Source organism: Streptomyces sp. NBC_00322, from assembly GCF_036147535.1.
Taxonomy (GTDB): Bacteria; Actinomycetota; Actinomycetes; order Streptomycetales; family Streptomycetaceae; genus Streptomyces.
Genome location: NZ_CP108019.1, coordinates 4,081,421 through 4,106,429, shown reverse-complemented (window position 1 = coordinate 4,106,429; position 25,009 = coordinate 4,081,421). Strand labels below are relative to the sequence as shown.

At 70.8% G+C, this 25,009-nt stretch carries 22 protein-coding genes, 1 tRNA gene and 2 pseudogenes; 17 read left to right on the top strand and 8 right to left on the bottom strand.

The features are described from left to right. Positions 1 to 28: 28 nt before the first annotated feature. The 7 genes from OG905_RS18560 (at position 29) to OG905_RS18530 (ending at position 11,439) form a co-directional block, all read left to right on the top strand. A complete protein-coding gene (locus tag OG905_RS18560; RefSeq protein WP_328673067.1) occupies positions 29 to 1,540 on the top strand; it encodes a class I SAM-dependent methyltransferase in 1,512 nt (503 codons plus the stop codon). Positions 1,541 to 1,697: 157 nt separating this feature from the next. Next, entirely contained in the window at positions 1,698 to 1,895 is a 198-nt protein-coding gene (locus tag OG905_RS18555) for a hypothetical protein (protein WP_328673065.1), read from the top strand. Positions 1,896 to 2,119: 224 nt separating this feature from the next. Then, positions 2,120 to 4,960, top strand: coding sequence for a type I DNA topoisomerase (gene topA / locus OG905_RS18550; RefSeq protein WP_328673063.1), 2,841 nt, complete (start codon positions 2,120 to 2,122; stop codon positions 4,958 to 4,960). Positions 4,961 to 5,091: 131 nt separating this feature from the next. Beyond that, positions 5,092 to 8,100: a dTMP kinase gene (tmk, locus tag OG905_RS18545; RefSeq protein WP_328673062.1), complete on the top strand. Its 3,009-nt coding sequence runs from the start codon at positions 5,092 to 5,094 to the stop codon at positions 8,098 to 8,100. A gap of 316 nt (positions 8,101 to 8,416) precedes the next feature. Then, positions 8,417 to 9,622 carry a DNA polymerase III subunit delta' gene (locus OG905_RS18540; RefSeq protein ID WP_328673059.1) on the top strand — a complete coding sequence of 402 codons (1,206 nt, stop codon included), beginning with the start codon at positions 8,417 to 8,419 and terminating at the stop codon, positions 9,620 to 9,622. Between the two features lie 80 nt (positions 9,623 to 9,702). After that, the gene (locus tag OG905_RS18535; protein ID WP_328673057.1) at positions 9,703 to 11,244 is read left to right on the top strand and encodes an alpha/beta hydrolase; all 1,542 of its coding nucleotides are present in this window, start codon (positions 9,703 to 9,705) and stop codon (positions 11,242 to 11,244) included. Positions 11,245 to 11,365: 121 nt separating this feature from the next. After that, positions 11,366 to 11,439 (top strand) — tRNA-Thr (locus OG905_RS18530). A gap of 42 nt (positions 11,440 to 11,481) precedes the next feature. Here OG905_RS18530 and OG905_RS18525 read toward each other — a convergent pair. Continuing rightward, the gene (locus tag OG905_RS18525; protein ID WP_328673055.1) at positions 11,482 to 12,486 is read right to left on the bottom strand and encodes a DUF3800 domain-containing protein; all 1,005 of its coding nucleotides are present in this window, start codon (positions 12,484 to 12,486) and stop codon (positions 11,482 to 11,484) included. Positions 12,487 to 12,619: 133 nt separating this feature from the next. On the opposite strand from OG905_RS18525, the gene OG905_RS18520 reads away from it, so the two are divergent. Beyond that, positions 12,620 to 12,964 (top strand): VOC family protein, encoded by a 345-nt coding sequence (locus OG905_RS18520; RefSeq protein WP_328673052.1) that lies wholly within the window; start codon positions 12,620 to 12,622, stop codon positions 12,962 to 12,964. A 105-nt stretch (positions 12,965 to 13,069) separates the two neighbouring features. Here OG905_RS18520 and OG905_RS18515 read toward each other — a convergent pair whose 3' ends face one another. Beyond that, complete coding sequence (locus OG905_RS18515) at positions 13,070 to 13,945, bottom strand: sigma-70 family RNA polymerase sigma factor (RefSeq protein WP_328673051.1); 876 nt, start codon at positions 13,943 to 13,945, stop codon at positions 13,070 to 13,072. Between the two features lie 101 nt (positions 13,946 to 14,046). Here OG905_RS18515 and tsaA point away from each other — a divergent pair, with 101 nt between their 5' ends. Beyond that, complete coding sequence (tsaA, locus tag OG905_RS18510; RefSeq protein ID WP_328673049.1) at positions 14,047 to 14,475, top strand: tRNA (N6-threonylcarbamoyladenosine(37)-N6)-methyltransferase TrmO; 429 nt, start codon at positions 14,047 to 14,049, stop codon at positions 14,473 to 14,475. 16 nt (positions 14,476 to 14,491) lie between these two features. Here tsaA and OG905_RS18505 read toward each other — a convergent pair whose 3' ends face one another. After that, on the bottom strand, positions 14,492 to 15,277 hold the full coding sequence (locus OG905_RS18505; protein ID WP_328673046.1) for a hypothetical protein: 786 nt from the start codon (positions 15,275 to 15,277) through the stop codon (positions 14,492 to 14,494). A gap of 333 nt (positions 15,278 to 15,610) precedes the next feature. On the opposite strand from OG905_RS18505, the gene OG905_RS18500 reads away from it, so the two are divergent. Further along, on the top strand, positions 15,611 to 16,120 hold the full coding sequence (locus tag OG905_RS18500; protein ID WP_328673044.1) for a SigE family RNA polymerase sigma factor: 510 nt from the start codon (positions 15,611 to 15,613) through the stop codon (positions 16,118 to 16,120). 41 nt (positions 16,121 to 16,161) lie between these two features. After that, positions 16,162 to 17,352, top strand: a complete 1,191-nt coding sequence (locus OG905_RS18495; protein WP_328673042.1) for a hypothetical protein — start codon at positions 16,162 to 16,164, stop codon at positions 17,350 to 17,352. A gap of 15 nt (positions 17,353 to 17,367) precedes the next feature. Here the strand turns inward: OG905_RS18495 and OG905_RS18490 are convergent, their stop codons facing one another. Next, complete coding sequence (locus OG905_RS18490; protein WP_328673040.1) at positions 17,368 to 19,053, bottom strand: bifunctional 3'-5' exonuclease/DNA polymerase; 1,686 nt, start codon at positions 19,051 to 19,053, stop codon at positions 17,368 to 17,370. 172 nt (positions 19,054 to 19,225) lie between these two features. On the opposite strand from OG905_RS18490, the gene OG905_RS18485 reads away from it, so the two are divergent. The 3 genes from OG905_RS18485 (at position 19,226) to OG905_RS18475 (ending at position 21,404) form a co-directional block, all read left to right on the top strand. Further along, the gene (locus tag OG905_RS18485; protein WP_328673037.1) at positions 19,226 to 19,897 is read left to right on the top strand and encodes a lipoprotein; all 672 of its coding nucleotides are present in this window, start codon (positions 19,226 to 19,228) and stop codon (positions 19,895 to 19,897) included. Positions 19,898 to 19,957: 60 nt separating this feature from the next. Next, positions 19,958 to 20,797 (top strand): nitrilase-related carbon-nitrogen hydrolase, encoded by an 840-nt coding sequence (locus tag OG905_RS18480; RefSeq protein WP_328673036.1) that lies wholly within the window; start codon positions 19,958 to 19,960, stop codon positions 20,795 to 20,797. A 109-nt stretch (positions 20,798 to 20,906) separates the two neighbouring features. Next, entirely contained in the window at positions 20,907 to 21,404 is a 498-nt protein-coding gene (locus tag OG905_RS18475; protein ID WP_328673034.1) for a hypothetical protein, read from the top strand. A 2-nt stretch (positions 21,405 to 21,406) separates the two neighbouring features. On the opposite strand, the gene OG905_RS18470 is transcribed toward OG905_RS18475, so the two are convergent. Continuing rightward, positions 21,407 to 21,580 carry a hypothetical protein gene (locus tag OG905_RS18470; RefSeq protein ID WP_328673033.1) on the bottom strand — a complete coding sequence of 58 codons (174 nt, stop codon included), beginning with the start codon at positions 21,578 to 21,580 and terminating at the stop codon, positions 21,407 to 21,409. Between the two features lie 82 nt (positions 21,581 to 21,662). Here OG905_RS18470 and OG905_RS18465 point away from each other — a divergent pair, with 82 nt between their 5' ends. Beyond that, positions 21,663 to 22,823 carry a DUF2786 domain-containing protein gene (locus OG905_RS18465; protein WP_328673031.1) on the top strand — a complete coding sequence of 387 codons (1,161 nt, stop codon included), beginning with the start codon at positions 21,663 to 21,665 and terminating at the stop codon, positions 22,821 to 22,823. 59 nt (positions 22,824 to 22,882) lie between these two features. Here OG905_RS18465 and OG905_RS18460 read toward each other — a convergent pair whose 3' ends face one another. The 3 genes and pseudogenes from OG905_RS18460 to rpsN all read right to left on the bottom strand — a co-directional run. After that, complete coding sequence (locus OG905_RS18460; RefSeq protein ID WP_328673029.1) at positions 22,883 to 23,557, bottom strand: hypothetical protein; 675 nt, start codon at positions 23,555 to 23,557, stop codon at positions 22,883 to 22,885. Between the two features lie 271 nt (positions 23,558 to 23,828). Beyond that, complete coding sequence (locus OG905_RS18455; protein ID WP_328673027.1) at positions 23,829 to 24,281, bottom strand: hypothetical protein; 453 nt, start codon at positions 24,279 to 24,281, stop codon at positions 23,829 to 23,831. Between the two features lie 56 nt (positions 24,282 to 24,337). Next, positions 24,338 to 24,526 (bottom strand): annotated as a pseudogene (rpsN, locus tag OG905_RS18450) (30S ribosomal protein S14); the annotation flags it as partial. A gap of 12 nt (positions 24,527 to 24,538) precedes the next feature. On the opposite strand from rpsN, the pseudogene OG905_RS18445 reads away from it, so the two are divergent. Both OG905_RS18445 and OG905_RS18440 read left to right on the top strand, forming a co-directional pair. Beyond that, positions 24,539 to 24,625 (top strand): annotated as a pseudogene (locus tag OG905_RS18445) (SRPBCC domain-containing protein); the annotation flags it as partial. A gap of 143 nt (positions 24,626 to 24,768) precedes the next feature. Beyond that, on the top strand, positions 24,769 to 25,002 hold the full coding sequence (locus OG905_RS18440; protein WP_142214438.1) for a DUF397 domain-containing protein: 234 nt from the start codon (positions 24,769 to 24,771) through the stop codon (positions 25,000 to 25,002). Positions 25,003 to 25,009: the final 7 nt, after the last annotated feature.

The following is a 25,009-nucleotide window of genomic DNA, read 5'->3' as shown; positions in this document are numbered from 1 at the left end:
TGTCAGTGTCGGCCGCCACAATGGGCGGGTGAGTACGACCAGCCCTGCCCCAGGCCTTCCTTCGCCCGACCGCTCGCCCCGGCTGCGTGAAGCCCTCCTCGCCGCCGACTTCACCGCTGACGGACTGCTCGACCTGCTGGGCGCTCCCGCCTATGCCGCGCTCGCCCGCAGTGAGACGGTGCCGGCCCTGCGCGCCACCCGCGGGGACGGCGTCCTCGACACCCTCGTACGGCTGTTTCTGCTCCAGCGCTCCGTCGCCTCCGGGCGGGCGCGGGCAGCCCTGCCGCTCGACGAGTGCCTTGCCGACGGCTGGGTGGTGCGGGACGGCGAGGACGTACGCGCCACGGTCGATGTGAGGCCGTACGGCGGTCCCGAGGGCCAGGACTGGTTCATCGTCTCCGACCTGGGCTGCGCGGTCGGCGGCGCGGGTGGTGCGAGTGGCCAGGGCGAGGGAGTCGTTCTCGGTGTCGGCGGGGCGTCGACCACGCTCGCCGGGATCACCGTTCGTACGCCGGTGTCCTCCGCGCTCGACCTGGGAACCGGCTCCGGCATTCAGGCGCTGCACGCCACGCAGCACGCGATCCGCGTGACGGCCACCGATCTGAACCCGCGCGCCCTGCACTTCGCGCGGCTCACGTTGGCCCTCTCCGCAGCCCCAGAGGCCGATCTGCGCGAGGGCTCGCTCTACGAGCCGGTCCACAAGGACACGTTCGACCTGATCGTGTCCAACCCTCCGTTCGTCATCTCCCCCGGCGCCCGGCTGACCTACCGGGACGGCGGGATGGGCGGGGACGATCTGTGCCGTTCGCTCGTTCAGCAGGCGGGGGACAGGCTGAACGACGGGGGATACGCCCAGTTCCTTGCCAACTGGCAGCACGTGGAGGGGGAGGAGTGGCAGGAGCGGCTGCGCTCCTGGGTGCCGCGCGGCTGTGACGCCTGGATCGTCCAGCGCGAGGTGCAGGACGTGACGCAGTACGCCGAACTGTGGCTGCGGGACAGCGGCGACCATCGCAGTGACCCCACTCAGTACGCCGCGCGGTACGACGCGTGGCTGGACGAGTTCGAGGCCCGTAAGACCAAGGCCGTCGGCTTCGGCTGGATCACGCTCAGGAGGTCCGGTTCCGAGCGCCCTTCGATCGTCGCCGAGGAGTGGCCGCACGCTGTCGAGCAGCCGCTCGGCGCCGCCGTGCAGACGCACTTCGAGCGGCAGGACTATCTGCGTACGCACGACGACGCGGCGCTGCTCGCCGGTCACTTCACGCTGGCCCCGGAGGTCGTGCAGGAGCAGGTCGGGCTGCCGGGCGCGGAGGACCCGGAGCATGTGGTGCTGCGTCAGAACCGCGGCATGCGGCGCGCCACCAAGGTCGACACGGTCGGCGCGGGCTTCGCCGGGGTGTGCGACGGGACGCTCAGTGCCGGACGGATTCTGGACGCGATCGCCCAGCTGCTCGACGAGGATGCGGTGGTGCTGCGTGATCGCACCCCGCAGGCGCTGCGGCTGCTGGTCGAGGAAGGTTTTCTGGAACCGGTCCGTCCATGAGGTGAAATCGGCCAACATCAAACAGAAGAAGAGGAGGGTCGGCCTCCGGGTGGGTGAACCGACGCGGCGTTCACTCGGAATTCGCACCCGTGTCGCCCGGAGGTGCCAGCCTCGGCCTCCGGGAGACCTCGGCTTCAGGGAAGGACCGGGTACGGGCATGGAGAGCGGGCCGGCGATCTTCGCGGGGACGGCGTTCACGCTGTTCGGGGCCGGGCTGCTGATGTGGACGGGAGCGCGTGTGCGCCACCGCGCGCCGGTCGCACACGGAGTGAGTCCCGCCACGGCCGTCGCGCTCGCCGCCCTCTTCGGCGCGGGGTTCCTCGCCCTCGGTCTCTGGTGCTTCGGCCGCGTCTGATCTGGGGGCATCTGGGCGCCGAAGCGCCGTCGTGCCGCTCCGGGGCGGCAGGAATGGCCGGACTCGGGTTACCGTTCGAGTGGCCGTTGCGGGCTTTTGCCGTTTGACACGGGGGCGGGTTGTACCGTCACACTCCGCAGCGACAGCAGCGTCACAGCCGTGCCGCACCCAGTGCCGTGCAGCCGTGAGCGCCCACAGAGCGTCGACCGGAGAGAAGAGCGAAGTTGTCCCCGACCAGCGAGACCGCACAGGGCGGCCGCCGACTCGTGATCGTCGAGTCGCCTGCCAAGGCGAAGACGATCAAGGGCTACCTCGGCCCCGGCTATGTCGTCGAGGCGAGCGTCGGGCACATCCGCGACCTCCCCAACGGCGCCGCCGAGGTGCCGGAGAAGTACACCGGCGAGGTGCGCCGCCTCGGTGTCGACGTCGACAATGACTTCCAGCCGATCTATGTCGTCAACGCCGACAAGAAGGCCCAGGTCAGGAAGCTCAAGGAGCAGCTCGCCCAGTCCGACGAACTCTTCCTCGCCACCGATGAGGACCGCGAGGGCGAGGCGATCGCCTGGCACCTGCTCGAGGTCCTCAAGCCCAAGGTCCCCGTCCACCGGATGGTCTTCCACGAGATCACCAAGGACGCGATCCGCGAGGCCGTCGAGAACCCGCGCGAGCTCAACAAGCGCATGGTCGACGCCCAGGAAACCCGCCGTATCCTCGACCGTCTCTACGGCTACGAGGTCTCGCCGGTCCTGTGGAAGAAGGTCATGCCGCGGCTGTCCGCCGGCCGTGTGCAGTCCGTCGCCACCCGTCTCGTCGTCGAGCGTGAGCGCGAGCGCATCGCCTTCCGCTCCGCCGAGTACTGGGACCTGACCGGCACCTTCTCCACCGGCCGCGCCGGGGACGCCTCCGACCCCTCTGTCTTGACGGCCCGGCTGAACACCGTCGACGGGCAGCGTGTGGCCCAGGGCCGCGACTTCGGCTCGGACGGGCAGCTGAAGTCCGCCCAGGTGCTCCACCTCGACGAGGCGAACGCCCGGGCGCTCGCCGCCGCGCTGGCCGATGCGTCGTTCGCGGTCCGGGCCGTCGAGTCGAAGCCGTACCGCCGCTCTCCGTACGCACCCTTCCGTACGACGACGCTGCAGCAGGAGGCCTCCCGCAAGCTGGGCTTCGGGGCCAAGGCCACCATGCAGGTCGCGCAGAAGCTGTACGAGAACGGCTTCATCACCTATATGCGTACGGACTCCACCACGCTGTCCGACACCGCCATCTCGGCGGCCCGGGCGCAGGTCACGCAGCTGTACGGCGCCAACTATCTGCCGGACAAGCCGCGTGTGTACGCCGGGAAGGTCAAGAACGCGCAGGAGGCGCACGAGGCGATTCGCCCTTCGGGTGATCGTTTCCGCACTCCGGCCGAGACGGGTCTGAGTGGCGACCAGTTCCGGCTCTACGAGCTGATCTGGAAGCGGACCGTCGCCTCCCAGATGAAGGACGCGGTCGGTAACAGCGTCACTGTCCGGATCGGCGGCCGTGCTTCCGACGGCCGGGACGCCGAGTTCACCGCGTCCGGCAAGACGATCACCTTCCACGGCTTCATGAAGGCCTACGTGGAAGGCGCCGACGACCCGAACGCCGAGCTCGACGACCGTGAGCGGCGCCTCCCGCAGGTATCCGAGGGCGACGCCCTGTCCGCCGAGGAGATCTCGGTGGACGGCCACGCGACCAAGCCGCCGGCCCGCTACACCGAGGCCTCGCTGGTCAAGGAGCTGGAAGAGCGCGAGATCGGCCGCCCCTCGACGTACGCGTCGATCATCGGCACGATTCTGGACCGCGGCTATGTGTTCAAGAAGGGGACGGCGCTCGTGCCCTCCTTCCTGAGCTTCGCCGTGGTCAATCTGCTGGAGAAGCACTTCGGCCGGCTCGTCGACTACGACTTCACCGCGAGGATGGAGGACGACCTCGACCGCATCGCGCGGGGAGAGGCGCAGGCCGTGCCGTGGCTGAAGCGTTTCTACTTCGGCGAGGGCGACGACAGGGGCGCCGCCTCCGGCGCGGGCAACGGCGACTGGGACCACCTCGGTGGCCTGAAGGAGCTGGTGACGGACCTCGGCGCGATCGACGCCCGTGAGATCTCCAGCTTCCCGGTCGGCGAAGGCATCATGCTGCGCGTCGGCCGGTACGGCCCGTACATCGAGCGCGGCGAGAAGGACGCGGAGGGCCACCAGCGCGCCGACGTTCCCGACGACCTCGCTCCGGACGAGCTCACCGTGGAGTACGCGGAAGAGCTGCTGGCCAAGCCGAGCGGCGACTTCGAGCTGGGCGCCGACCCGGTGACCGGCAACCAGATCGTCGCCAAGGACGGGCGCTACGGCCCGTACGTCACGGAGATCCTTCCCGAGGGCACCCCGAAGACCGGCAAGAACGCGGTCAAGCCGCGCACAGCCTCGCTCTTCAAGTCGATGTCCCTGGACACCGTCACGCTCGACGACGCCCTCAAGCTGATGTCCCTGCCGCGTGTGGTGGGCAAGGACGCGGACGGCGTCGAGATCACCGCGCAGAACGGCCGGTACGGCCCGTATCTGAAGAAGGGCACGGACTCGCGCTCCCTGGAGACCGAGGACCAGCTCTTCAACATCACGCTGGACGAGGCGCTGGCGATCTACGCACAGCCCAAGCAGCGCGGACGGGCCGCGGCCAAGCCGCCGCTGAAGGAGCTGGGCACGGACCCGGTCAGCGAGCGGCCGGTCGTGGTCAAGGACGGGCGCTTCGGTCCGTACGTCACCGACGGCGAGACGAACGCGACGCTGCGCACGGACGACAGCGTCGAGGACATCACGCCGGAGCGCGGCTACGAACTGCTCGCCGAGAAGCGGGCCAAGGGGCCTGCCAAGAAGACGGCGAAGAAGGCTCCGGCCAAGAAGGCACCCGCGAAGAAGGCCGCGGCGAAGAAGACCGTCGCCAAGAAGGCGGTGGCCAAGAAGACCGCCGCAAAGAAGACGACATCGGCCGCCGCGGCGAAGAAGACGACCGCGTCGGCCAAGGCCTCGACGAAGGCGTCGGCGGACGAGTAGCGGTTTGCCCGGCTGTGTTCGGGTGCTTTGTTCGGGCGCTTTGCGCGGGGAGGTATCGCACCCTCCGTACAAAGCGCCCGTATGTTCGGACAGGCCTCCGGGGAGCGGTGCGCTCCGGATAGGCTGGGCGGATGACGCGAGCCGAGCAGCCAGCCGAGCAGCAGGCGGTCGTGAGCACCGCCTCAGAGACTGCCTCAGACTCCGACGCAACCGACGCACTTGGCGCGGATTCCCGTGAACGCGCGGTCCGCGCCCTGTTGCGCTTTCCCCCGCTGAGGCGGTTGTGGAACGCCCAGGTCGTGGGCGGGATCGGTGACTCCGTTGCCGTCCTTGTCCTCCTCCTGCTGACGCTGCAGGCCTCGGTCCTGGCGGGCACCTTCGGGGAGGGCTATCGCGGAGCGGCCTTCGCCGTCGCCGCCGTGTTCGGTGCGCGGGTGCTGGCCACGCTGCTCTTCGGCGCCGTACTGCTCGGCCCGCTGACCACTCTCACCTCGCCCAAGGGGCCGCTCGACCGGCGCTGGACCATGATCGGGGCGGATGGGCTGCGGCTCGCGCTCTTCGTCGTCGCGCCGCTGTGGATCGACTGGACCCCGGACAACGCCCCGGCGATCCTGTTGATCACCGTCTTTGTCGCGGGCGTCGCCGAACGCTTCTGGACGGTCGCCCGCGACGGTGCCGCTCCCGCGCTGCTCCCCGCCCCGCCGCTGGAGGGCGCGGCCGTGCGCCCGCTGCCGGACCACCTCGACGCGCTGCGCAGGCTGTGGCTGCGTACGGGCTTCGCCGTCATCCCCGCCGGTGCCGCGGTCCTGCTCGTGGCCACGCTGATCGGAAATCTGCTCGGCTCGGGCATCGACTGGTTCTCGCTGCACCAGGCGGCACTCGGTTCGTATGTCGCGGCCGGTCTCTTCGCCGCGTCCATCTCGACGCTGTACTTCGTCGAGCTGCCCGGCTCGCAGACCGCGCGGCCGCGTTCGCCGCTCGAAGGGCTGCGCCGTCCGTCCACCGGCAACGGTCTGGACAGGGGGCGTACGGGCGCCATACCGCTGTTCGTCCTCGCCTGCGGGTCGGTCGCCGGCGCGATCGCATCCGCCGTGGCCGTCTCCGTACTGCACGCCTTCGACCTGGGCGGCGGGCCCGCCGCCTTCGCGCTGCTCGTGCTCGCGCTGACAGGCGGCACCGGTGTCGGCATCCGCGGCGCCGCCGCCGTACTGCCCACGCTCTCGCGCCGCCGGCTGCTCGCCATCGCGCTCGCCGTCACCGGCATCGCGCTGCTCGCGATGGGCCTGGTGCCCGACACGGCGAGCGTGCTGTTCATCGCGCTGCTCGCGGGACTCGCGGCAGGTGTCGCGGCGAGCACCGGGCACGCGCTGATCGACCAGGAGGCCGAGGACTTCCGGCGGCCCCGGATCACCGAGCACCTCCAGGCGGTCGTACGGGTCGCCATCGCCCTCGGCGCGCTGGTAGCTCCGCTGCTCGCCGCGGCGATCGGGCCGCACCGGCTCGCGAGCGGGGACTTCGTCTTCGCGCACGGCGGCGCGGCGTTCACGCTGATGCTGGTCGGCGCGCTGCTGCTGCCTGTCGCGGCCGTGGTGCTCGCCAAGACGGACGACAGGTCCGGTGTCCCGCTGCGCCGGGACCTCGGCGACGCGCTGCGCGGCGGGGCCGACCCGGCGCAGGCGCCGTCCCCGACGGGGTTCTTCATCGCCATGGAGGGCGGCGACGGGGCCGGGAAGTCCACGCAGGTCGAGGCGCTCGCGGAGTGGATCCGGGCGAAGGGCCACGAGGTTGTCGTGACGCGTGAGCCGGGCGCCACGCCGATCGGGAAGCGGCTGCGGTCGATCCTGCTCGACGTGTCCTCGGCGGGGCTCTCGAACCGCGCTGAGGCGCTGCTGTACGCCGCCGACCGCGCCGAGCACGTCGATTCCGTCGTACGGCCCGCACTGGAGCGCGGAGCGATCGTCATCTCCGACCGCTACATCGACTCGTCGGTCGCCTACCAGGGAGCGGGCCGCGATCTGTCCCCGACCGAGATCGCCCGTATCAACCGGTGGGCCACGGACGGACTCGTACCGCATCTGACGGTGCTGCTCGACGTCTCCCCGGAGGCGGCGAGGGAGCGCTTCACCGAGGCGCCGGACCGGCTGGAGTCGGAGCCGGCGGAGTTCCACCAGCGGGTGCGGGCCGGATTCCTGACACTCGCGGCGGCGGACCCGGGCCGGTATCTGGTGGTGGACGCGGGGCAGGAGCCCGGGTCGGTCACCACGGTCGTACGGCACCGGCTCGACCAGATGCTGCCGCTGTCCGAGGCCGAGGTGAAGGCGCAGGCGGAGGCGCGCAAGGCGGCCGAGGAAGAAGCCAGGCGCAGGGCCGAGGAAGAGGCCGCGCGCAAGGCGGAGGAAGAGCGGATCGAACGCGAGCGGCAGGAACAGCTCGCGAAACTCCGCGCCGAGGAGGAGGAGCGCAAGCGCCGCGAGCTGGAGGAGGCGCGGCAGCGCGAGGCCGAACGGCAGGCGGAGGAGGCCCGGCGGCGGGCCGAGGAAGCACGGCGGCTCGCCGACGAGGAGCGGGCACGGCGGCTGGCCGAGGAGAAGGCGCGCCGGGAGGAAGAGGAACGGCGGCGCCGGCAGGCGGAGGAGGAGGCCCGGCTGCGGGCGGAGGCGGAGGAACGGCGTCTCGAGAAGCAGCGCAAGGCGGAGGAGGCGCTGCTCAGGGCCGAGGAGGCGCGGCGGCTGGCCGAGGCGGAGGCAGCAGCGGCTTCGCCCTCGCCTTCGGAGGTGACGGTGCCTACTCCGGTGGTCGCGCAGCCGGACGCGGTGACGCGGGAGGTCCCGACGCCGGGGCCGGTGGCCGATGAGACGGCGGTACTCCCGAAGGTCCCGGCGGACGCGGACGAGACGGCGGTCCTTCCTCCGGTGCGGGACGCGGACGAGACGGCGGTGCTCCCTCCGGTACGGGACGAGGGCGCGGCCCCGGACGAGCGCACGCGTGAGCTCCCTCAGGTCGACCTGAGTTCGGGCCGCCCGCGCCGCCGCTCGGACTGGGCGGAAGAAACGCCGCTCGACGACCTCCCGTCGCTGGCGGACGAACTGCTGGGCCCGCACGAGGACGACGAGAACGACGGCAGCCGCAGGAGGAGCTGAGGGGTGCCCGGTGCGGTGTCGGTTGCCCTTTGGGGTCCGCGCCTTGAGTTGCCCGGCGCCGCAGGGTGACCGTCTGGGGTCCGCTCCGGGGTTGCGTCGGGACTGCATGATTTACGGCGCGTCTCTCTGGTCTGACGCTTTGTGGGCCCCCGCGCCGCGAAGCCGGCGCATCGGGGGTGTGGGGGCGCAGCCCCCTTCCCCATGGGGCCTGGGGGCTGGGCCCCCAGTTTCGGGGGAGACACCCCCGGCCCGCACTCTGCTGTCAGACGCCTCCCCCACAATGGAGACCCCACGCAAGAAAGGCGGGTGACGGCCCATGGCCGTATGGGACGACGTCGTCGGCCAGGAGCGCGTCCACGCGCAGCTCTCCGCCGCCGCCAGGGACGCCGACACCCGCGTCACCGCCGAAGCCCTCCGTGAGCGGCCGCCGGACGCGTCCAAGATGACGCACGCCTGGCTGTTCACCGGTCCGCCCGGTTCCGGGCGGTCCACCGCCGCTCGGGCGTTCGCCGCGGCGCTGCAGTGCACGAGTCCCGACCGTGCCCTCGGCGGGGAGCCCGGCTGTGGGTTCTGCGACGGCTGCCACACCACCCTTGTCGGTACGCACGCCGACGTCGAGGTGATTCGTACGGACCTGCTGTCCATCGGCGTCAAGGACACCCGCGAGCTCGTCCGCCGCGCGCAGCTCTCCCCGGCCGGCGGGCGCTGGCAGGTGATCATCCTGGAGGACGCCGACCGGCTCACGGAGGGCGCGGGCAATGTCCTGCTGAAGGCCGTCGAGGAGCCCGCCCCCCGCACCGTGTGGCTGCTCTGCGCGCCGTCGATCGAGGATGTGCTGCCGACTATCCGTTCCCGCTGCCGCCATCTCACGCTTCGTACGCCACCCGTCGAGGCCGTGGCCGACGTACTGATCCGGCGTGACGGGATCGAGCCCGATGTCGCCATGTCCGCGGCCCGCGCCACCCAGGGGCACATCGGTCGGGCCCGCCGCCTGGCGACGGACGAGCGGGCCCGGGCCCGCCGGGCGACCGTGCTGAAGATGCCGCTGCGCGTCGAGGACATCGGCGGCTGCCTCAAGGCCGCCCAGGAGCTGATCGACGCCGCCGCCGAGGACGCCAATCAGGTGGCCGAGGAGATCGACGTCAAGGAGACCGAGGATCTGAAGACGGCCCTCGGCGCATCGGCCGGGGGGCGGATGCCGCGGGGGACCGCGGGGGCGATGAAGGAGCTTGAGGACAGGCAGAAGCGCCGCAAGACACGTTCGCAGCGCGACAGCCTGGATCTCGCGCTGACCGATCTGACGGGCTTCTACCGCGATGTGCTCGCCCTCCAGATGGGCTCCGAGGTCGCGCTCGCCAATCTCGACGTACGGGACTCCCTCGACCGGATCGCCCGCGCTTCGACCCCCGAGGGCACCCTGCGCCGGATAGAGGCGGTGGTCGCCTGTCGTCAGGCGCTGGACAGCAATGTCGCGCCCCTGCTGGCGGTCGAGGCGATGGCGGTGGCTCTGCGCGCGGGCTGAGCGACCGCAGCGGTGTTGACCGGCTCACCCGTACGGGCCACCGGCAGGCATGGCCCGCACCCTGCGACTACGCTCCGAGGATGGACACCAGGCGCCTGCTTCGCACTTCCGCCCTCGCGCTGGCCACTGCCGGTCTGCTGATCTCCGGCTGTACGGGCGGGAGTTCGTCGTCAGGCGCCTCCGCTTCCGCCGCACCGGGCCGGGCCGCCCCGGCCGCCGCTCTCAAGCCGTACTACGAGCAGCAGTTGAAGTGGCGGCCGTGCGGTGTCGAGGGCTTCGACTGCGCCACGATGAAGGCTCCGCTGGACTACGCCGCGCCCGGCGGCGACTCCATCAAGCTGGCCGTGGCCCGCAAGAAGGCCACCGGCCCCGGTAAGCGCCTCGGCACGCTGCAGGTCAACCCGGGTGGCCCAGGCGGCTCGGCGGTCGACTATCTGCAGGGGTACGCGGGTATCGGCTACCCCGCCCCCGTCCGCGCCCGGTACGACATGGTCGCGATCGACCCGCGCGGTGTCGCCCGCAGCGAGCCCGTCGAATGCCTCAGCGGCAAGGAGATGGACGCGTACACCCAGGTCGACCAGACCCCCGACGACGCCGCCGAGACGGCCCGGCTCTCGACCTCGCTGAAGGATTTCGCGGCGGGCTGCAAGCAGCGTTCCGGCGAGGTCCTGCCCCATGTCTCCACCGTCGAGGCGGCCCGCGACATGGACATCCTGCGCGCCGTGCTGGGGGACGAGAAGCTGTCGTACGTCGGGGCTTCGTACGGCACCTTCCTCGGCGCGACGTACGCCGAGCTGTTCCCCGACCGCGTCGGCCGTCTCGTCCTGGACGGGGCTATGGACCCCTCACTGCCGTCCCGTGAGATGAACCGGGACCAGACCTCGGGCTTCGAGACCGCGTTCCAGTCCTTCGCCGCGGACTGTGTCAAGCAGAAGGACTGCCCGCTCGGCGACACCTCCGCCGCGGACGCCTCGCTCCGGCTCAAGGCCTTCTTCACCGCGCTCGACGCCAAGCCCGCCGCGACCGGTGAGAGCCGCAAGCTCGGTGAGTCGCTGGCCACGACGGGCGTGATCGCCGCGATGTACGACGAGGCCGCCTGGCCCCAGCTCCGCGAGGCCCTCACGACCGCCATGGCCGGGGACGGAGCCGCGCTGCTCTCGCTGGCCGACAGCTACTACGAGCGCGAGAGCGACGGCACGTACGCGAACCTGATGTACGCCAACGCGGCCGTGAACTGCCTCGATTCGCCGCCCGCCTTCACCACCCCCGGGGCCGTGGAGTCGGCGCTCCCGGAGTTCGAGAAGGCCTCGCCGGTCTTCGGCAGGGGTTTTGCCTGGGCCTCGCTGAACTGCGCGTACTGGCCCACCCCCGCGACCGGCGCGCCGCACCGCATCGAGGCGAAGGGCGCGGCCCCGATCGTGGTCGTCGGCACCACCCGGGACCCGGCCACCCCCTACAAGTGGGCGCAGGGGCTGGCCGCGCAGCTGTCCTCGGGGAGCCTTCTGACGTACGAGGGTGACGGCCACACGGCGTACGGGCGCGGCAGCGACTGCATCGACACGGCGATCAACACCTACCTGCTGGAAGGCACGGTTCCGCCGAAGAACAAGCGTTGCAGCTGAACCGACGGGACGTGGTTCGAGGGTGTTCGGGGGTGGTTCGGGGCACCCGAAACAACCCTGTAGACTTGGCGCCGCTGCTGATGCGAACGTGTCTTCGTCAGGACGCGCATATGCGCAGCTTGCCGCCTTAGCTCAGTTGGCCAGAGCAACGCACTCGTAATGCGTAGGTCTCGGGTTCGAATCCCGAAGGCGGCTCCGCTGAAGCCCAGGTCAGTTCTCCGCTGACCTGGGCTTCTTTCATTGGTCCGCCCGAGCGTGCGCGGGACCCAGCAGGGACCAGCTTCGGTCGTCGCCCCAGATCGAGGACGCGTCCACATACGGTCGCAGAAGCGCCGTGAGCTCCGCGTCGCCCCGGCCGTTGAGCTCGTCCGAGGCTATCTTCCGCGCCACTCCGGCCAGGAAATCCGCGAGCTGAACGCGTGGGTCCGAGCGGGAATCGACGAGCCGCACGCTGGTCAATCGGCCCTGTGGTGAACGGAGATGCTCCTTGAGCCATGCGATGCGCTCTTCTGTCAGCGCGTTCTGCTGGTCGTGGACAAGGGAGACGGACTGTCCGCCCGCACTCCAGTGGGCGACGGTTTGGACGATGGCCGGAATGAGGGGGTCCAATGACGGAATCCTCGTCGGGTTTTCGAGCGTCCGCGCCCAGAAAGAGTCGGCGCGGGGCCGGGCCTGTTGAAGCAATTCCATGATGTCGCCCACTCCGTTGCCCGCGACTGCCGGGCGCAGGGCGTCGAGCAGGTGGAAGAAGGAGTCGACCGGGGTTCGGGCGTCCCAGCGGTTCTTGGTGCGCATCAGGTTGTTGGACGACTCCAGGAAGGCTTGCCACTGTTGGTGCCCGAAGGTGCGGGGTCCCTCGCGGTAGAGGGTGAGAGCCATGGTGCCCGGGGCCCGGCTGCGGGTTTCGCCCACGAGGAGGTCGACGACTCTGCCGACGACGAAGAATGCCTTGTCGGTGAGATGCACATGGGCGTTTTGGTGGATCGGGCCCGAAGGCCCCAGCATCCACTCAAGCGTCGAGCGGTGTTTCCCCCGGAGCAGATGATTCGCTTTGTATTCCTCCGCCGGTGATCGGATTCTGTTTCGTATTTCCTGGATGGAATCCGCCGCCGGTTCAAGGGGCAGGTGCACGCTGGCGTGGGCGAACACATCAGTGTTTCCGCCGGTGAGATTCTCGCCGTCGGACCCGGACTCGTCGCAGAAGACTTCCACCCTCACCAGTGTTCGCGATCCGGGTGGCATGCACCATGGGTTTTCCCGTACCTCCGCTCGGGGGCAGGTTCCGTGTGTCCGGAGGTCACATTCCTCCGCCCCGTCGTGTCATGGCAGTGAACGCACGACCTGAGCACCGCGAACCGAGCACCAGGAGCACGTCATGAACGAAGGCATCAAGACGATCATCTACCCCGTCAAGGACATCGAGCAGGCCAAGGCCCGCTTCACCGAGCTCCTGGGGGTGGAGCCGGTCATGGACGAGGTCTACTACGTCGGCTACCGCGTCGGCGGCCAGGATGTCGGTCTGGACCCCAACGGCCACAGCCTGGGGATGACGGGCCCCGTCGCCTACTGGCACGTCGATGACATCAAGGCCAGGATCCAGGCGCTCGTCGGCGCCGGCGCCGAGACCGTGCAGGACGTCAAGGACGTCGGCGGCGGCAAGCTGACCGCCATGCTGAAGGACGCGGACGGCAGTGTCATCGGCCTTATCCAGGAGGCCTGACGGCAGGCGGCCGTCAGCCGCGGAAACGGTGGCCCGGTCCGTACGCCTCCCCGTGCCGACCGGGCCGCCGCAGCCCCGCGCCCCGGCAGCCCGGTCCGGCGCCAGTCAGCCGCTCAGGACCTCCAGGTCCAGCCGGCCCAGGCCCCCGGGGTCGGCCACGATGTCGATCGCGACGATCCTGCCGTCGGCGGCGATGGTGAAGCCGAAGACGACGCGCGGCTGTCCGCCCGGGGCCCAGACCAGCCCCGCCGAGCCGTTGATCAGCGCCGGCTGTGCGGCCTTCGCGCGGCCCGCGAAGGTGTGGGCCACCGCCTGCGCACCGCGGGCCGCGCCCGCTCCCGACCGGACGGCCGCGCTGTCCGCGCGCAGGACGACATCCGGGTCGAGCAAGGTCAGCAGCGCGTCGAAGTCGCCGCCGCGCGAGGCGGCGAGGAAGGCGTCGACCACCTCGCGCTGGCGCGTGACATCGGTTTCGGGGGCGGTTTCCGCGCCCTGGACCCGGCGGCGGGCGCGGCTGGCGAGCTGGCGGGTGGCCGCAGGGGTGCGCTCCACGATGGGGGCGATCTCGTCGAAGGGCACAGCGAACATGTCGTGCAGGACGAAGGCGAGCCGTTCGGCGGGCGCCAGGGTGTCGAGTACGACGAGGAGCGCCAGGCCGACCGAGTCGGCGAGCAGCGCCTGGTGCTCGGGGTCGGCGATGTCCTCGCGGTCGGCGGCCGGTTCCGGCCGGTGCACGTCCCAGGGGTCCTCGCGCCGGGTCTCGCGCGAGCGCAGCATATTGAGGCACACGCGCGCGACGACCGTGGTGAGCCAGCCGCCCAGGTTGTCGACCGCGTCGGCGTCGGAACGGCTGAGCCGCAGCCAGGCTTCCTGGACGGCGTCGTCCGCCTCGCCGGACGAGCCGAGCATCCGGTAGGCCACCGCGCGCAGCCGGGCGCGGTGCTCCTCGAAGCGTTCCGCCAGAAATTCGTTCTCGTCCATGGGGCACATTCCTTCGCCGCCGCGGGTCACAGGAGTGACCCGTGAAACCGAGCCGATGTGACAACTATCAGCCAGGAATCAAGCCACGCGTGGGAGGAAGCATGAACGACAGTCCGTACGTCCTGCAGCCGATCGGCCGGGTCGAGTCCCCTCTGACCGACCGCGAGTCGGCTCCCAAGCAGGGGGACGAGGGTGCGCCCGAAGCCTGGCTGGTGTTCCAGCCGGGCGTGAGCGAGGGGCTGCGCGATCTGCGAGCCGGGGAGGAGGTGATGGTGCTGACCTGGCTCGATCGCGCGAGCCGCGAGGTCCTTGCGGTGCATCCGCGCGGTGATGTGACGAGGCCGGTGACGGGGGTGTTCTCGACTCGTTCGCCGGACCGGCCCAACCCGATCGGGCTGCACCGGGTGACCCTTGTGGCGGTCGACGTGACGAAAGACGGCACGAGAGTGCGCGTGCAGAATCTGGAGGCGCTGGACGGGACACCCGTACTCGACGTGAAGCCCGTGCTCGACCCGGGAGCCGAGCGCTGAGCGAACCGCCCGTCCGTCACAGCTGGAGCAGAGCCCAGGCGCCCGCCGCGACCACGGCCAGGAGGTACGCCGCCGCAGCCGCCCGCACCACCTTTTCGCGGGTCGACCCCGGCCAGGAGGTGAAGGCCAGCAGGCGGGCCAGAACCGGCAGGACCAGGATCACGTGGAGCGACACCCCGTGCAGCGGCTTCAGGGCTCCCGAGGAGTGGTAGGCGGCCTCCTGGCTGTCGGTGCGGGTCACCACGACCCCGTACGCGATCATCGCCGCGCCCGACAGCAGGCCGACGAGCAGCACGGCGAAGCCCGTGCGCACCGCGAGTGCCATGCCCGCCGGGCCCTCGGGGCGGTGCCTGAACGAGGCGATGGCGAAAGTCGTGAGAATCAGCACCAGCAGCACCCCGCCGACCGCGAGGGCCGTGGCGACAGCGCTGTCGAAAGGAGTCTCGCGGTTGAAGTGAGACGGAACATCCCGCCAGGCCTGGAGCGTGATCCCGGCGACTTCGAGTACGCAGTCGGCGGCGAACAGGGCCAGCAGTACGCAGCGGGCGCGGGCGCCGATCCGCAGATACGACGTCACCCAGGTGATCGCGACGAGCGTCAGGCCGAAGGAGACCCCGAAGGTGAAGGGCTTGCGCCAGGAGACCGGGCCCGTCCAGGGGCCGCCGTCGGCGAAGAAGACCACCAGGTGGAAGAGGCCGGCGGCGATCAGGATGGCGCCGGTCGCGTAGCAGAGGCGTTCAGTGGGGCGCGGGCCACCCGTATGCCGGGACGTGAGGGCGTGCCGGAGGGCTGCGGTGGTCATGCGGTCAGCATCGGCCCGGACCGGGGGCGGCCGCGTCGTCCCGGCGGAGTCACCCCTCGTACGACCGGGGGAGTAGCGGGACGGGGCAGGCAGACATGCTGCGGATGCGGCCGCGTCGGCGATACTCCCCCGAGTGTGGCTCTGCACGCCGAGCACCGGCGGAGCCGGATCCGAAGACTCGATCCAACAGCCGCCACCACCCCCGACGGGGGCGTACGAGTCGACGCTGGGGGAGTTGCGGGAGCCGCTGGGGAGCCGGTCCGTGTCCGTGTGAAACATTCCGCAGGTGCCATCGCGTCAGAGAGGTGAAGGCAGGCACGAGAACGGAGAGACATGAGACGGTCCCGCACGGAGGACTTCCGGGAGTTCGCGGCTGGTCGCACCAGCCACCTCTTCCGCTCTGCCTGTCTCCTGACGAGTGGTGACACCCATCTCGCCGAGGACCTTGTGCAGGAGACGCTGGGCCGGATGTATGCGCTGTGGGGTCGCGTCTCGCGGATAGACAACCCGGCGGGCTATGCCCAGGCCGTTCTTGTACGCACCTTCCTCACTCATCAGCGGCGGCGATCCGCCACGGAACGCCCCCTCGGCGAAGTCCCCGACAGTGCTCTGCAATCCGGTGACGACCCGGCGCTGCGCCTCGCACTGCTCGGTGCGCTCGGGCAGCTCGCTCCCAAGGACCGTGCCGTGGTGGTGCTGCGGTACTGGGAGGACCGCAGTGTCGAGGAGACCGCCGATGCCATGAAGGTCAGCTCTGCTGCCGTTCGCACCAGATCGACGCGTGCGCTCGCGAAGCTCCGGGAGCAACTGGGCGGAAATCTCGCCGAGTTCGCCGCCCACTAAGGCTCCCTTTTCCCCTATTGACCCAGAAGTGGTGGTTCATCATGCCCTTTGAAGACGAACTGGGCGATGCGCTGCGCCGTACCGGAGAGGCCTTCCGGCCGGCGGGCGGCAGGGCACTGGTGGACGGCGGCCTGGCCCGCGGCCGCCGCAGGCTCGCCCGCCGCCGTATCTCCGCCGTGGGCGGCGCCTCTCTGGCCGTGGCCCTGGTGGCATCGAGCGCGCTGTACCTGGGTGGCGCATTCCGAGGTGACACAGCGGACGGTGCGACCGACCCGGTTCCGCCGGCCGGCTCGGGGCATTTCAAGGTCACCGCCGAGCAGATGAAGAACATCCTGCAGAACGGTATGGAACGCGCGGGGATCGCCATCGCCCGCCCGAAACTGCAGGGCAGCGGCAGTTCCAGCCAGGCCAAGGCAGCGACAGCATCCATCGTCTTCGAGGACGGCTGGGCCGGTGCGACCGTGACGCTCTCGGTCCGCCGCGTGGACCCGGCGGACAAGTCGCTCGCGAAGCTGGTCACGTGCCCGCCCAAGAAGGGCTCGCCGTACGAGGAGTGCACCACACAGCCGGGCAACCGGGCCGTGAAGGGGTACACGGAGGCGGGCCGTGCCGGAGGCATCAAGAAGTGGGCGGTCACGATGCTCTCGTCCAGCGGGTACCTCATCGAGCTGGCCACCAACAACGTGAAGGCCGGGAACCAGGAGGCGCCGTTGAGCCGCAACCCGCGGATGAACCCGGGCAAGTTGCGCCATCTCGCGCTGTTCGTGGAAGGCTCGTTCACCACAGCCGGTGAGCCGAACGCGTTCGGTTCTGTAAGGCCCGGTTCCAGGGCCGAACCGGGTGACATGCTGCCCATCCTCAAGTCCCTGCTGCCCAAGCGCCTCGAGGTGTACTCCGAGGGCGGCACCGGCGCCGACGGGCACGTGGTGGTGGTCGACGGGAACACCGGGGGTCGCACCTACATCGAGACGGTGCGGACGGCCGCCGACGACGCCGTCTGGACCGAGACCCGTCCGGACGGCATGAAGGTGGCCGCCGTGAAGAAGCCCGGCGCGTATCCGGGCGTCCAGCACTGGCAGGTCGACACCTTCCGGCCGAACGGTCTGTCGATCCAGATCTCCGCCTACAACTCCCCAAGCCCCAAGTCGCTCAAGAGCGGCAAAGAACTCCTGATCACGATGGAGGAGCTGAAGGCCATCGCCACGGACCCCGTGTGGCTCACGGCTCGGTAACTCTCCCGGACGCGGTCACTTCGCGTCGGCGTAACACTCCACCACCGCCGTCGTGAACGGAAACCGCACCGGCGTCCGACCGAAGGCGATCCGCCCGGCCAGCTCCCCGGCCTCGCGGATCGCCTTCGCGACCTCGGCCGCCTCATCGGCCGGGCAGTGCACGATCACCTCGTCGTGCTGGAAGAAGACCAGCTCGGCGCGCATGCCCGCGATGGCCTGCCGCAGTGCCGCCAGCATCAGCAGGGCCCAGTCCGCCGCGCTGCCCTGCACCACGAAGTTACGGGTGAAACGGCCCCGCGCCCGCGCGTTGGAGGAGGCGTATCCGGGGGTGAACTCCGCGTCCGGGGACGGGAGTTCCTCGCTCTCCTGGGGGATTCCCGCCTCGTCGTCGTCCCCCGAACCCGCCGCCCGCGGGCTCGTGCGCCCCAGCCAGGTGCGCACCAGCCGCCCCTCCTCGCCCGCCCGCGCCGCCTCGTCGACGTACGACACGGCGAGCGGGAACCTGCGTCTGAGCATGGCCAGGTTCTTCAGGCCGTCGCCCGAGGTCTGGCCGTAGATCGCGCCGAGCAGCGCGACCTTCGCGTGGTCGCGGTCGCCGGAGAAGGCGCGGTCGGAGAGCGCGGAGTACAGATCGCCGTCATGGCCCGCGACGTCCATCAGGCCCGGATCGCGGGAGATCGCGGCCAGCACCCGCGGCTCCATCTGGTCGGCGTCCGCGACCACCAGGCGCCAGCCCTCGTCCGCGACGACCGCGCGCCGGATCACCTTCGGGATCTGAAGTGCCCCGCCCCCATTGGTCGTCCAGCGGCCCGAGACCGTGCCGCCGGGCAGATACTCGGGGCGGAAGCGGCCGTCGCGGACCCAGTCCTGGAGCCAGCTCCAGCCATGCGCGGTCCAGATGCGGTACAGCTTCTTGTACTGGATCAGGGGCTCGACGGCCGGGTGGTCGATTTCCTCCAGCTCCCAGCGCCGGGTCGACTTCACCTTGATCCCGGCCTGCGCGAACGCCTTCACCACATCCGCGGGCAGATCCGGTCGCACCCGGCGCCCGAAGGCCGCCGACACCTCGTCCGCCAGCTCCGCCAGACGGCGCGGCTCGCCCCCGCCCGCGTACCGCTCGCCCAGCAGCTCGTGCAGCACATCCCGGTGGACGTCCGCGCGCCACGGCAGCCCGGCGCGGTTCATCTCCGCGGCCACCAGCAGGCCCGCCGACTCGGCGGCCGTGAGCAGCCGCATCCGCCCAGGGTGCTCGGCGGCCTCGTGTCTTCGCTGCTGGTCGGCGTAGACCTCGAGGAGCGCTTCCAGTGGTACGGGCACGGGCTGCGGCTCGAAGAGCGAGGACTGCGAGCCCGGTTCGGCCGCGCGCTGCGGGGGATCGGGCGGCACGGGGGCGTTGTGCAGCCGGGCCCAGGCGGCCGCAGCCGACCGGGGCTCGCCGAGCCGTCCCTCGTGGCCGAGCAGCAGGAGCTCCGCGTCCTCGATGTCGTAACACCGCTCGACGCGCACTCCGGCCGCCAGCAGCCGGGGGTAGATCTCGGGGGTGGAGCGCCAGACCCATCTGCCGACGTCCGGGCGGGAGCGGACGGCCTCGGTCAGCTCGGGTTCCTCCTGGACGGGCCCGGCGGGCAGGCCGTCGGGGCCGAGGGGGACGAGCCGCGCCCCGTCGCCCTCCGCCGCCGCCAGAGCCCATCGTTCGCTCATGGGAGCGAGTGTCGCAGCCGGGTCTGACATCCGCCCTGATCGGCGGGGCACGGCGCCGCGGGCCGGGTCGGCGCGGCCGCTCCCCAGGGTGTGGACGCGGCTGGTGATCACTCCCTGACGGCGATCTAGGATCGGTCAGGTTTGTTCGGAACTGACCCAGGGGTGGGGAAGCGTGGTGCGAGGTCTTCTGCGCGGTGTGGGTGCGGGGCTGGTCCCGGTGGCGCTGGTGACGGTGGCGCTGACCGGCTGTTCCTCGGAGGGGGAGTCGGACCGGCTTCAGCCCGCGGCGAGCGCGAAGGGCGCTGCTGAGGGCCAGGCGCAGGGGGACGGCAAGGGGGACGCGGCCAAGGCCGCCGCGAAGGGCGGCACGGTCGGGGGTGCCGGTTCGCCGTGCGCCCTGCCCGTCTCGTTCGACCTGGCGGCCGGCTGGAAGCCGAAGGCCGTCAAGGAGGACAAGCAGTTCGGGCTGACCAAGCAGGGTCCCGTCACCCTCGTCTGCGAGATCGACGCCAAGCCCGCCGGGAACATCGGCTTCCTGCGCGTCTGGACCGGGGGCCGCGCCGGCGACGATCCGCGCAAGGCGCTGGAGGCTTTCGTCGCCGAGGAGGCCAAGAGCCGGGACAAGGTCGCGTACGCCCAGATCAAGGCGGGCGAGTACGCGGCCACCGAGGTGACCTACCTCAATACCAACGAGTCCCTGGACGCGCCCAAGAAGGAGCGGGCGCTCGCCTTCACGACCCCCAAGGGCGTGGTCGTCGTGCATCTCGGTGGACTGGACACCGAGGAGCACGAGGGGATGCTCCCTGCGTACGAGCTGGCGAAGAAGAGCCTCCACGGCGCTTAGGGGCTTTGCGGCGGGCCCGCCGGAGGTGCCCGATCGGGTTACCGCTGTCAGGCTCGTTGTATGCGAATGGCACTGGCACAGACCGACTGTGTACTGGGCGAAGTGGACGCGAATCTCGAAACGGCCCGGGAGCAGATCGAGCAGGCCGTCGCCCAGGGTGCGGATCTCGTCGTCTTCCCCGAGCTGAGCCTGCACGGCTACCACCTGGGCGCGCTGCGGCGGGACACCTCGGTGCAGGCACGCGACCCGCGGCTGCTCAAGCTGGGGACGTACGGCGCGGACGTGATGGCCGGATTCCACGAGCACACCTCACTGCGGGCGTACAACACCTGCGCGTACTACAGCGGTGGTGAACTCCTGCACACGCACCGGAAGTGCTATCTGCCCAACTATCTGGCGTGGGAGGAGCGCAAGCACGTCAGCCCCGGCCAGTTGGTGCGCGCGTACGACCTGCCGGACGGTGCCGGTCGCGCGGCCACGCTCATCTGCAACGACGCCTGGCAGCCGATGCTGCCGTGGCTCGCCGTGCAGGACGGGGCGGAGGTCGTGATCGTGCCGGCGAACAGCGCGGCCAGCCTCGATCCGGAGGCGATGGACACGGGCCTGTACTGGGACAGCCTGCTCACCTATACGGCGCGGATGCTCCAGTGCTGGGTCGTCTTCGTGAACCGGGTGGGGAGCGAGAACGGCGCCTCGTTCTGGGGCGGTTCACGGGTGGTCGACCCGCGCGGGTCGGTGGTGGCCCAGGCGCCCAAGTGGGAGCCCGGGCTCGTGACCGTGGACATCGACCTCCACGAGGCGCGGCGGCAGCGGAGATCGGTACCGCTGGTGGCGGAGGCGCGGCTGGGGCTGATCGACCGCGAGGTGCGGCGGCTGATCGACGAGGGCGGGGACAGCTAAGCCCGCCTGGGAGGGCCGCTTGGTCGTACCTCCCGCTCCGCCGCGCGGCGGAGCGGGATGCTCCCGTACGCCGATGTCACCGGCGCACCCCCGGCCCGAGCATGAACGCATGCCGAAGATGAGCGCTCTGCCGAATGTGCCGCGCTGGGCCGTGCTCGCGGCCCACGCCGTACCGCTGGTCACCCTGCCGTCCGGGCTGTGGCGGATCGCCCTGGTCGCGGGGGTGCCGTTGCTCCCCCGGGCCGTCTCGAACTGGGGAGAGGGGCTGTACATCGTCATGCTCAGCGTGGTCGCGGAGTGCCTCGCGCTGCTGACCCTCGGGCTCGTCCGCCCGTGGGGCGAGGTGGTGCCCGACTGGATCCCGCTGATCGGCGGGCGGAGGGTGCGGCCGAGCGCCGCGGTGGTCCCGGCGCTGCTGGGCGCGGCCGGTCTCACCGTGCTCTGCGCCTGGTCGTTCTACGCCCAGTTCGCCGGTCTTGGCGACGGGCTGGACGGGAGTGCGCTCCAGGTCGCGGTGCTGGTGGTCTGCTATGCCCCGCTGCTCGCGTGGGCTCCGCTGCTGGTGGCGGTGACGCTCGCGTGCCGCCGGCGCCGTACGACGGCCTGAGGTCAGGCGCGGGTCGCCCGCCAGGCCGGGAGCAGAGCGGCCGCCTGGGTCACGCCCGCCCTCCGCAGCGAGGCGAGCCCGGGCGCCCGGGCGGAGGTGGCCATCAGCAGGGTGCCCGCGAGCGCGATCGCCGTGCAGAGCAGGGCGACGCCGAGGACGACCGGCAGGTCGACCACTGGGGGGCGTCCTCAGGGTAGGGGCTGACCAACCCCGAGACACACCTCAGGGCAGGCCCGGCCCCATGGGATCATCGGAGGCGTGAGCACAGTCGGCACGGTCGAGAAGGCGCTTGCCGTGGCGTTGTACGCCGACGGCCACGAAGGGCTCGACACCGGCGCCTCCCTGCTCGCCGCCGATCCGGCCGCCGACGCCGAACTGAGGCTGCGCGGCGAGGAGTTCCTGCGCCGGGCCTGGGAGCGCGGCTGGCAGCCCGCCGATGTCGTTCGGCTCGTACGGCGCGACCTCGACGACGAGCACGAGCGGCTGGTCGCCGGGCTGATCACGGGGGAGAGCGGGCGGTACGCGCACCTCGCCCCGCGCTGGCGGGCCCACCTCGACGAGCTGAAGCTGCCCCCGTACACCGCCGACCGTTTCTCGTACGCGACCGCCGTACTGGATCTGTACCGCCTGCTGATCCGGCTCCCCGCGATCGAACCGGTCGGCCCGATACCCGGCGCGCCCCTCTCCGCCGAGCCGGCGCCGCACGAGCCGCGCATGCTCGGCCGGATCCGGGCGCTGCTCGCCAAGGCCGAGGCGACCGGCTATCCGCAGGAGGCGGAGGCGCTCACCGCGAAGGCCCAGGAGCTGATGGCGCGGCACAGTCTGGACGAGGCCATGCTCGCCGCGCAGACCCATCGCCCCGATGTGCCCGCGGCCTGCCGCATCGGCGTGGACGCCCCCTACGAAACGGCCAAGGCGATCCTGCTGGACGCGGTCGCATCGGCGAACCGCTGCCGCGCCGTATGGAACAGCGCCTTCGGATTCTCGACGGTCGTCGGCTTCGACGGCGACCTGGAGGCGGTCGAGCTGCTCTACACCTCGCTGCTGGTTCAGGGGACGACATCGATGACCCGCGCGGAGGCGACCCAGCGCGCGGGCGGCCGCAAGCGGACGAAGACCTTCCGGCAGTCCTTCCTGATGTCCTACGCCGCCCGCCTCGGCGAACGCCTCACGGCGGCGACGGACGCGGTGACGGCCGACGAGGGAAGCGACCTGCTGCCGGTCCTGGCCGCGCGGGACGTGGCGGTCACGGGCCGCACGGAGCAGATGTTCCCCGAGACGACGACCACACGGGTGCGCGGAGTGACCGACGAGGCGGGCTGGGTCCACGGCAGAGCGGCGGCGGACACAGCGCATCTGGCGCGGGAGCGCCACAGGCTCAGCGGTGAACAGGCCCGCTCGGGCGCAGCGGACGCGTAGGTCAACGGCGTGCCACGGCGGACCCCTGCCCCGCCCCAGGGCAGGGCAGGGGTCGTGCGTCAGCGCTCCTGGACGAACGCCCTGCCCTCGTGGGCATCGGCGGAGCAGGACTGCTTCTCCGCATCGGTCATCTTGCGGCTCTTGACGACCACCGCGTTGCTCTTGCCGTCCGTGCCGTTCGCGGCCGGACCGGTGATGGTGTCCTGCCAGAACCAGTAGTAGTGATCCCACTTGGGGCTGTCGTAGTGGGTCTGCCAGGTGCCGGAGACGTTCTGCATCACCTGGGCGCGCGAGATCCAGCCCACTTCACCGGGCTTGACCGTCATGCCCAGGGAGCTGCTCTCCGAGTGCGTGCTCGTCCAGGTGTGGCTGTAGGTCGCCGTCACACTCAGGTCGATGATGCCCGCGATGTTGCCGCCCGCGGTGACCGAGACGCCGGCCGAGTCGGTCGAGCCCACGGTGTCGCTCCAGGTCATGGACTGAGTCGCGTCCGACGTACTGCAGTTGTAGAGCGAGTCGGAGACCTGGCGGAACTGACCCAGGTACGCCTCGCCCAGCTGGGGGGAGTTGAAGGTGCACTTGCCCTCGCCGGAGGCGCAGTCCGCCGTCAGCTGCTCCCGCGTCGGCTGCTCGTCGGCGGATGCGGACGTGGTTGTCGCCGCCGCGATTCCGCAGGCCGCCACCGTCAGGGCCAGTAGCCGGCCGCCGTGCCGTATGGCGCGGTTCATTGTCATGTTGGTGCCTTTCGGTCGTGCATGGGGGGCCGGTGAACCGGTCGTCTCCGCACGGGAGTTGAGGCTCCCGGACGTGACCGAGCTCACCGCCTGTGCATGCGAGGCTGTCCCAACAGCCTCCGCAGCCACACCAAGAGAAGGCAAAGTTGTAGTTGACGGTGCAATCGCCGCCGGGCCAGGCCCCGCTGACACGACGACGGGCCGCGAACCCGTAAAGGTCCGCGGCCCGCGGCTGACCTCGTATGTCAGGACGTCGGAGGCATCAGAGGCGTCAGGGAGCCGGGATGCCGGTCGGCAGCTCCGTCGGCAGTCCCTTGGGCAGCTTGCCCGGCTCGGTCTTGGTGAGCGTGTCCTTCGCGCCCGCGTCCCACGAGACCACCAGCTTCGTACCGTCGTTGGACTCGATCGAGCCCATCGTGCGGTCGGTGTTCCCGTCCGCGCACTTCAGCGACAGCATCGGCTTGCCGTGGTCCGTCACCTCGCCCGTGCAGACATGACCGTCGGCGACGACCGCCGCGGTCTTGCCCGAGACGGACAGCGCGATCGGCTTGCCGTCGGTCACACCGGACCAGGCGCCGTCGATGCTCCCACTCGCCGACCCTCCGTCGCCACCCGCTTCCGTGGGCGTGGCAGAGGTCTTGCCCTTGTCCGCGTCGTCACTGTCGCTGCTGCCGCAGCCGGTCAGCGCGAGCGCGGCGACAAGACCCGCCGCGGCGACTGACATTCGTACGCGCTTGTGCACTTATCGGTCCCCCTAGTCGGTTTCAAGACCGCGCCAAGCTACCAGGAGGACTTGCGCACTCCGGGGAGGAACCCGGCGTGTGCCTGCTCACGCACCCGGACACGCGACAGGCCGAACTTCCGCAGATGGCCGCGCGGCCGGCCGTCCACGCTGTCCCGGTTGCGCACGCGCGTGGCGCTCGCGTCGCGCGGCTGACGCCGCAACTCCTCCTGCGCGGCGATCCGTTCGGCCCCGCCGACTGGACGCTGGAGCCGGAAGGGCGCGGGACACGTCTCTTCCTTGTGTACGAGGGATTCGATCCGGACGACCCGGCCCAGGTGCGTGCTGGAGAAGCTCCCGCGGAGCTGTAACCGGGGGGCCACTCGGCGTGCACGTGCATCTGCTCGTGCTGCCGCCCATGCATCGGCATATGAACACAGCTATGATCCGGGATAGTTGACACCTGCATCTTGCACCCCGGGAGCGACTTGTGCCCAACGTGTACAACGGCATGGCGGCGACGGAGCTGCACGGTGTCGTCTGGCAGAAGAGCAGGCACAGCAACTCCCAGGGCTCGTGCGTGGAGTTCGCCAAGCTGCCCGGCGGGGATGTGGCGATGCGCAACTCACGGCACCCGGACGGCCCCGCACTCGTATATACGCCCGCAGAGATAGAAGCGTTGCTTCTGGGCGTCAAGGACGGGGAGTTCGACCACCTCGTCTAGAGCGTGC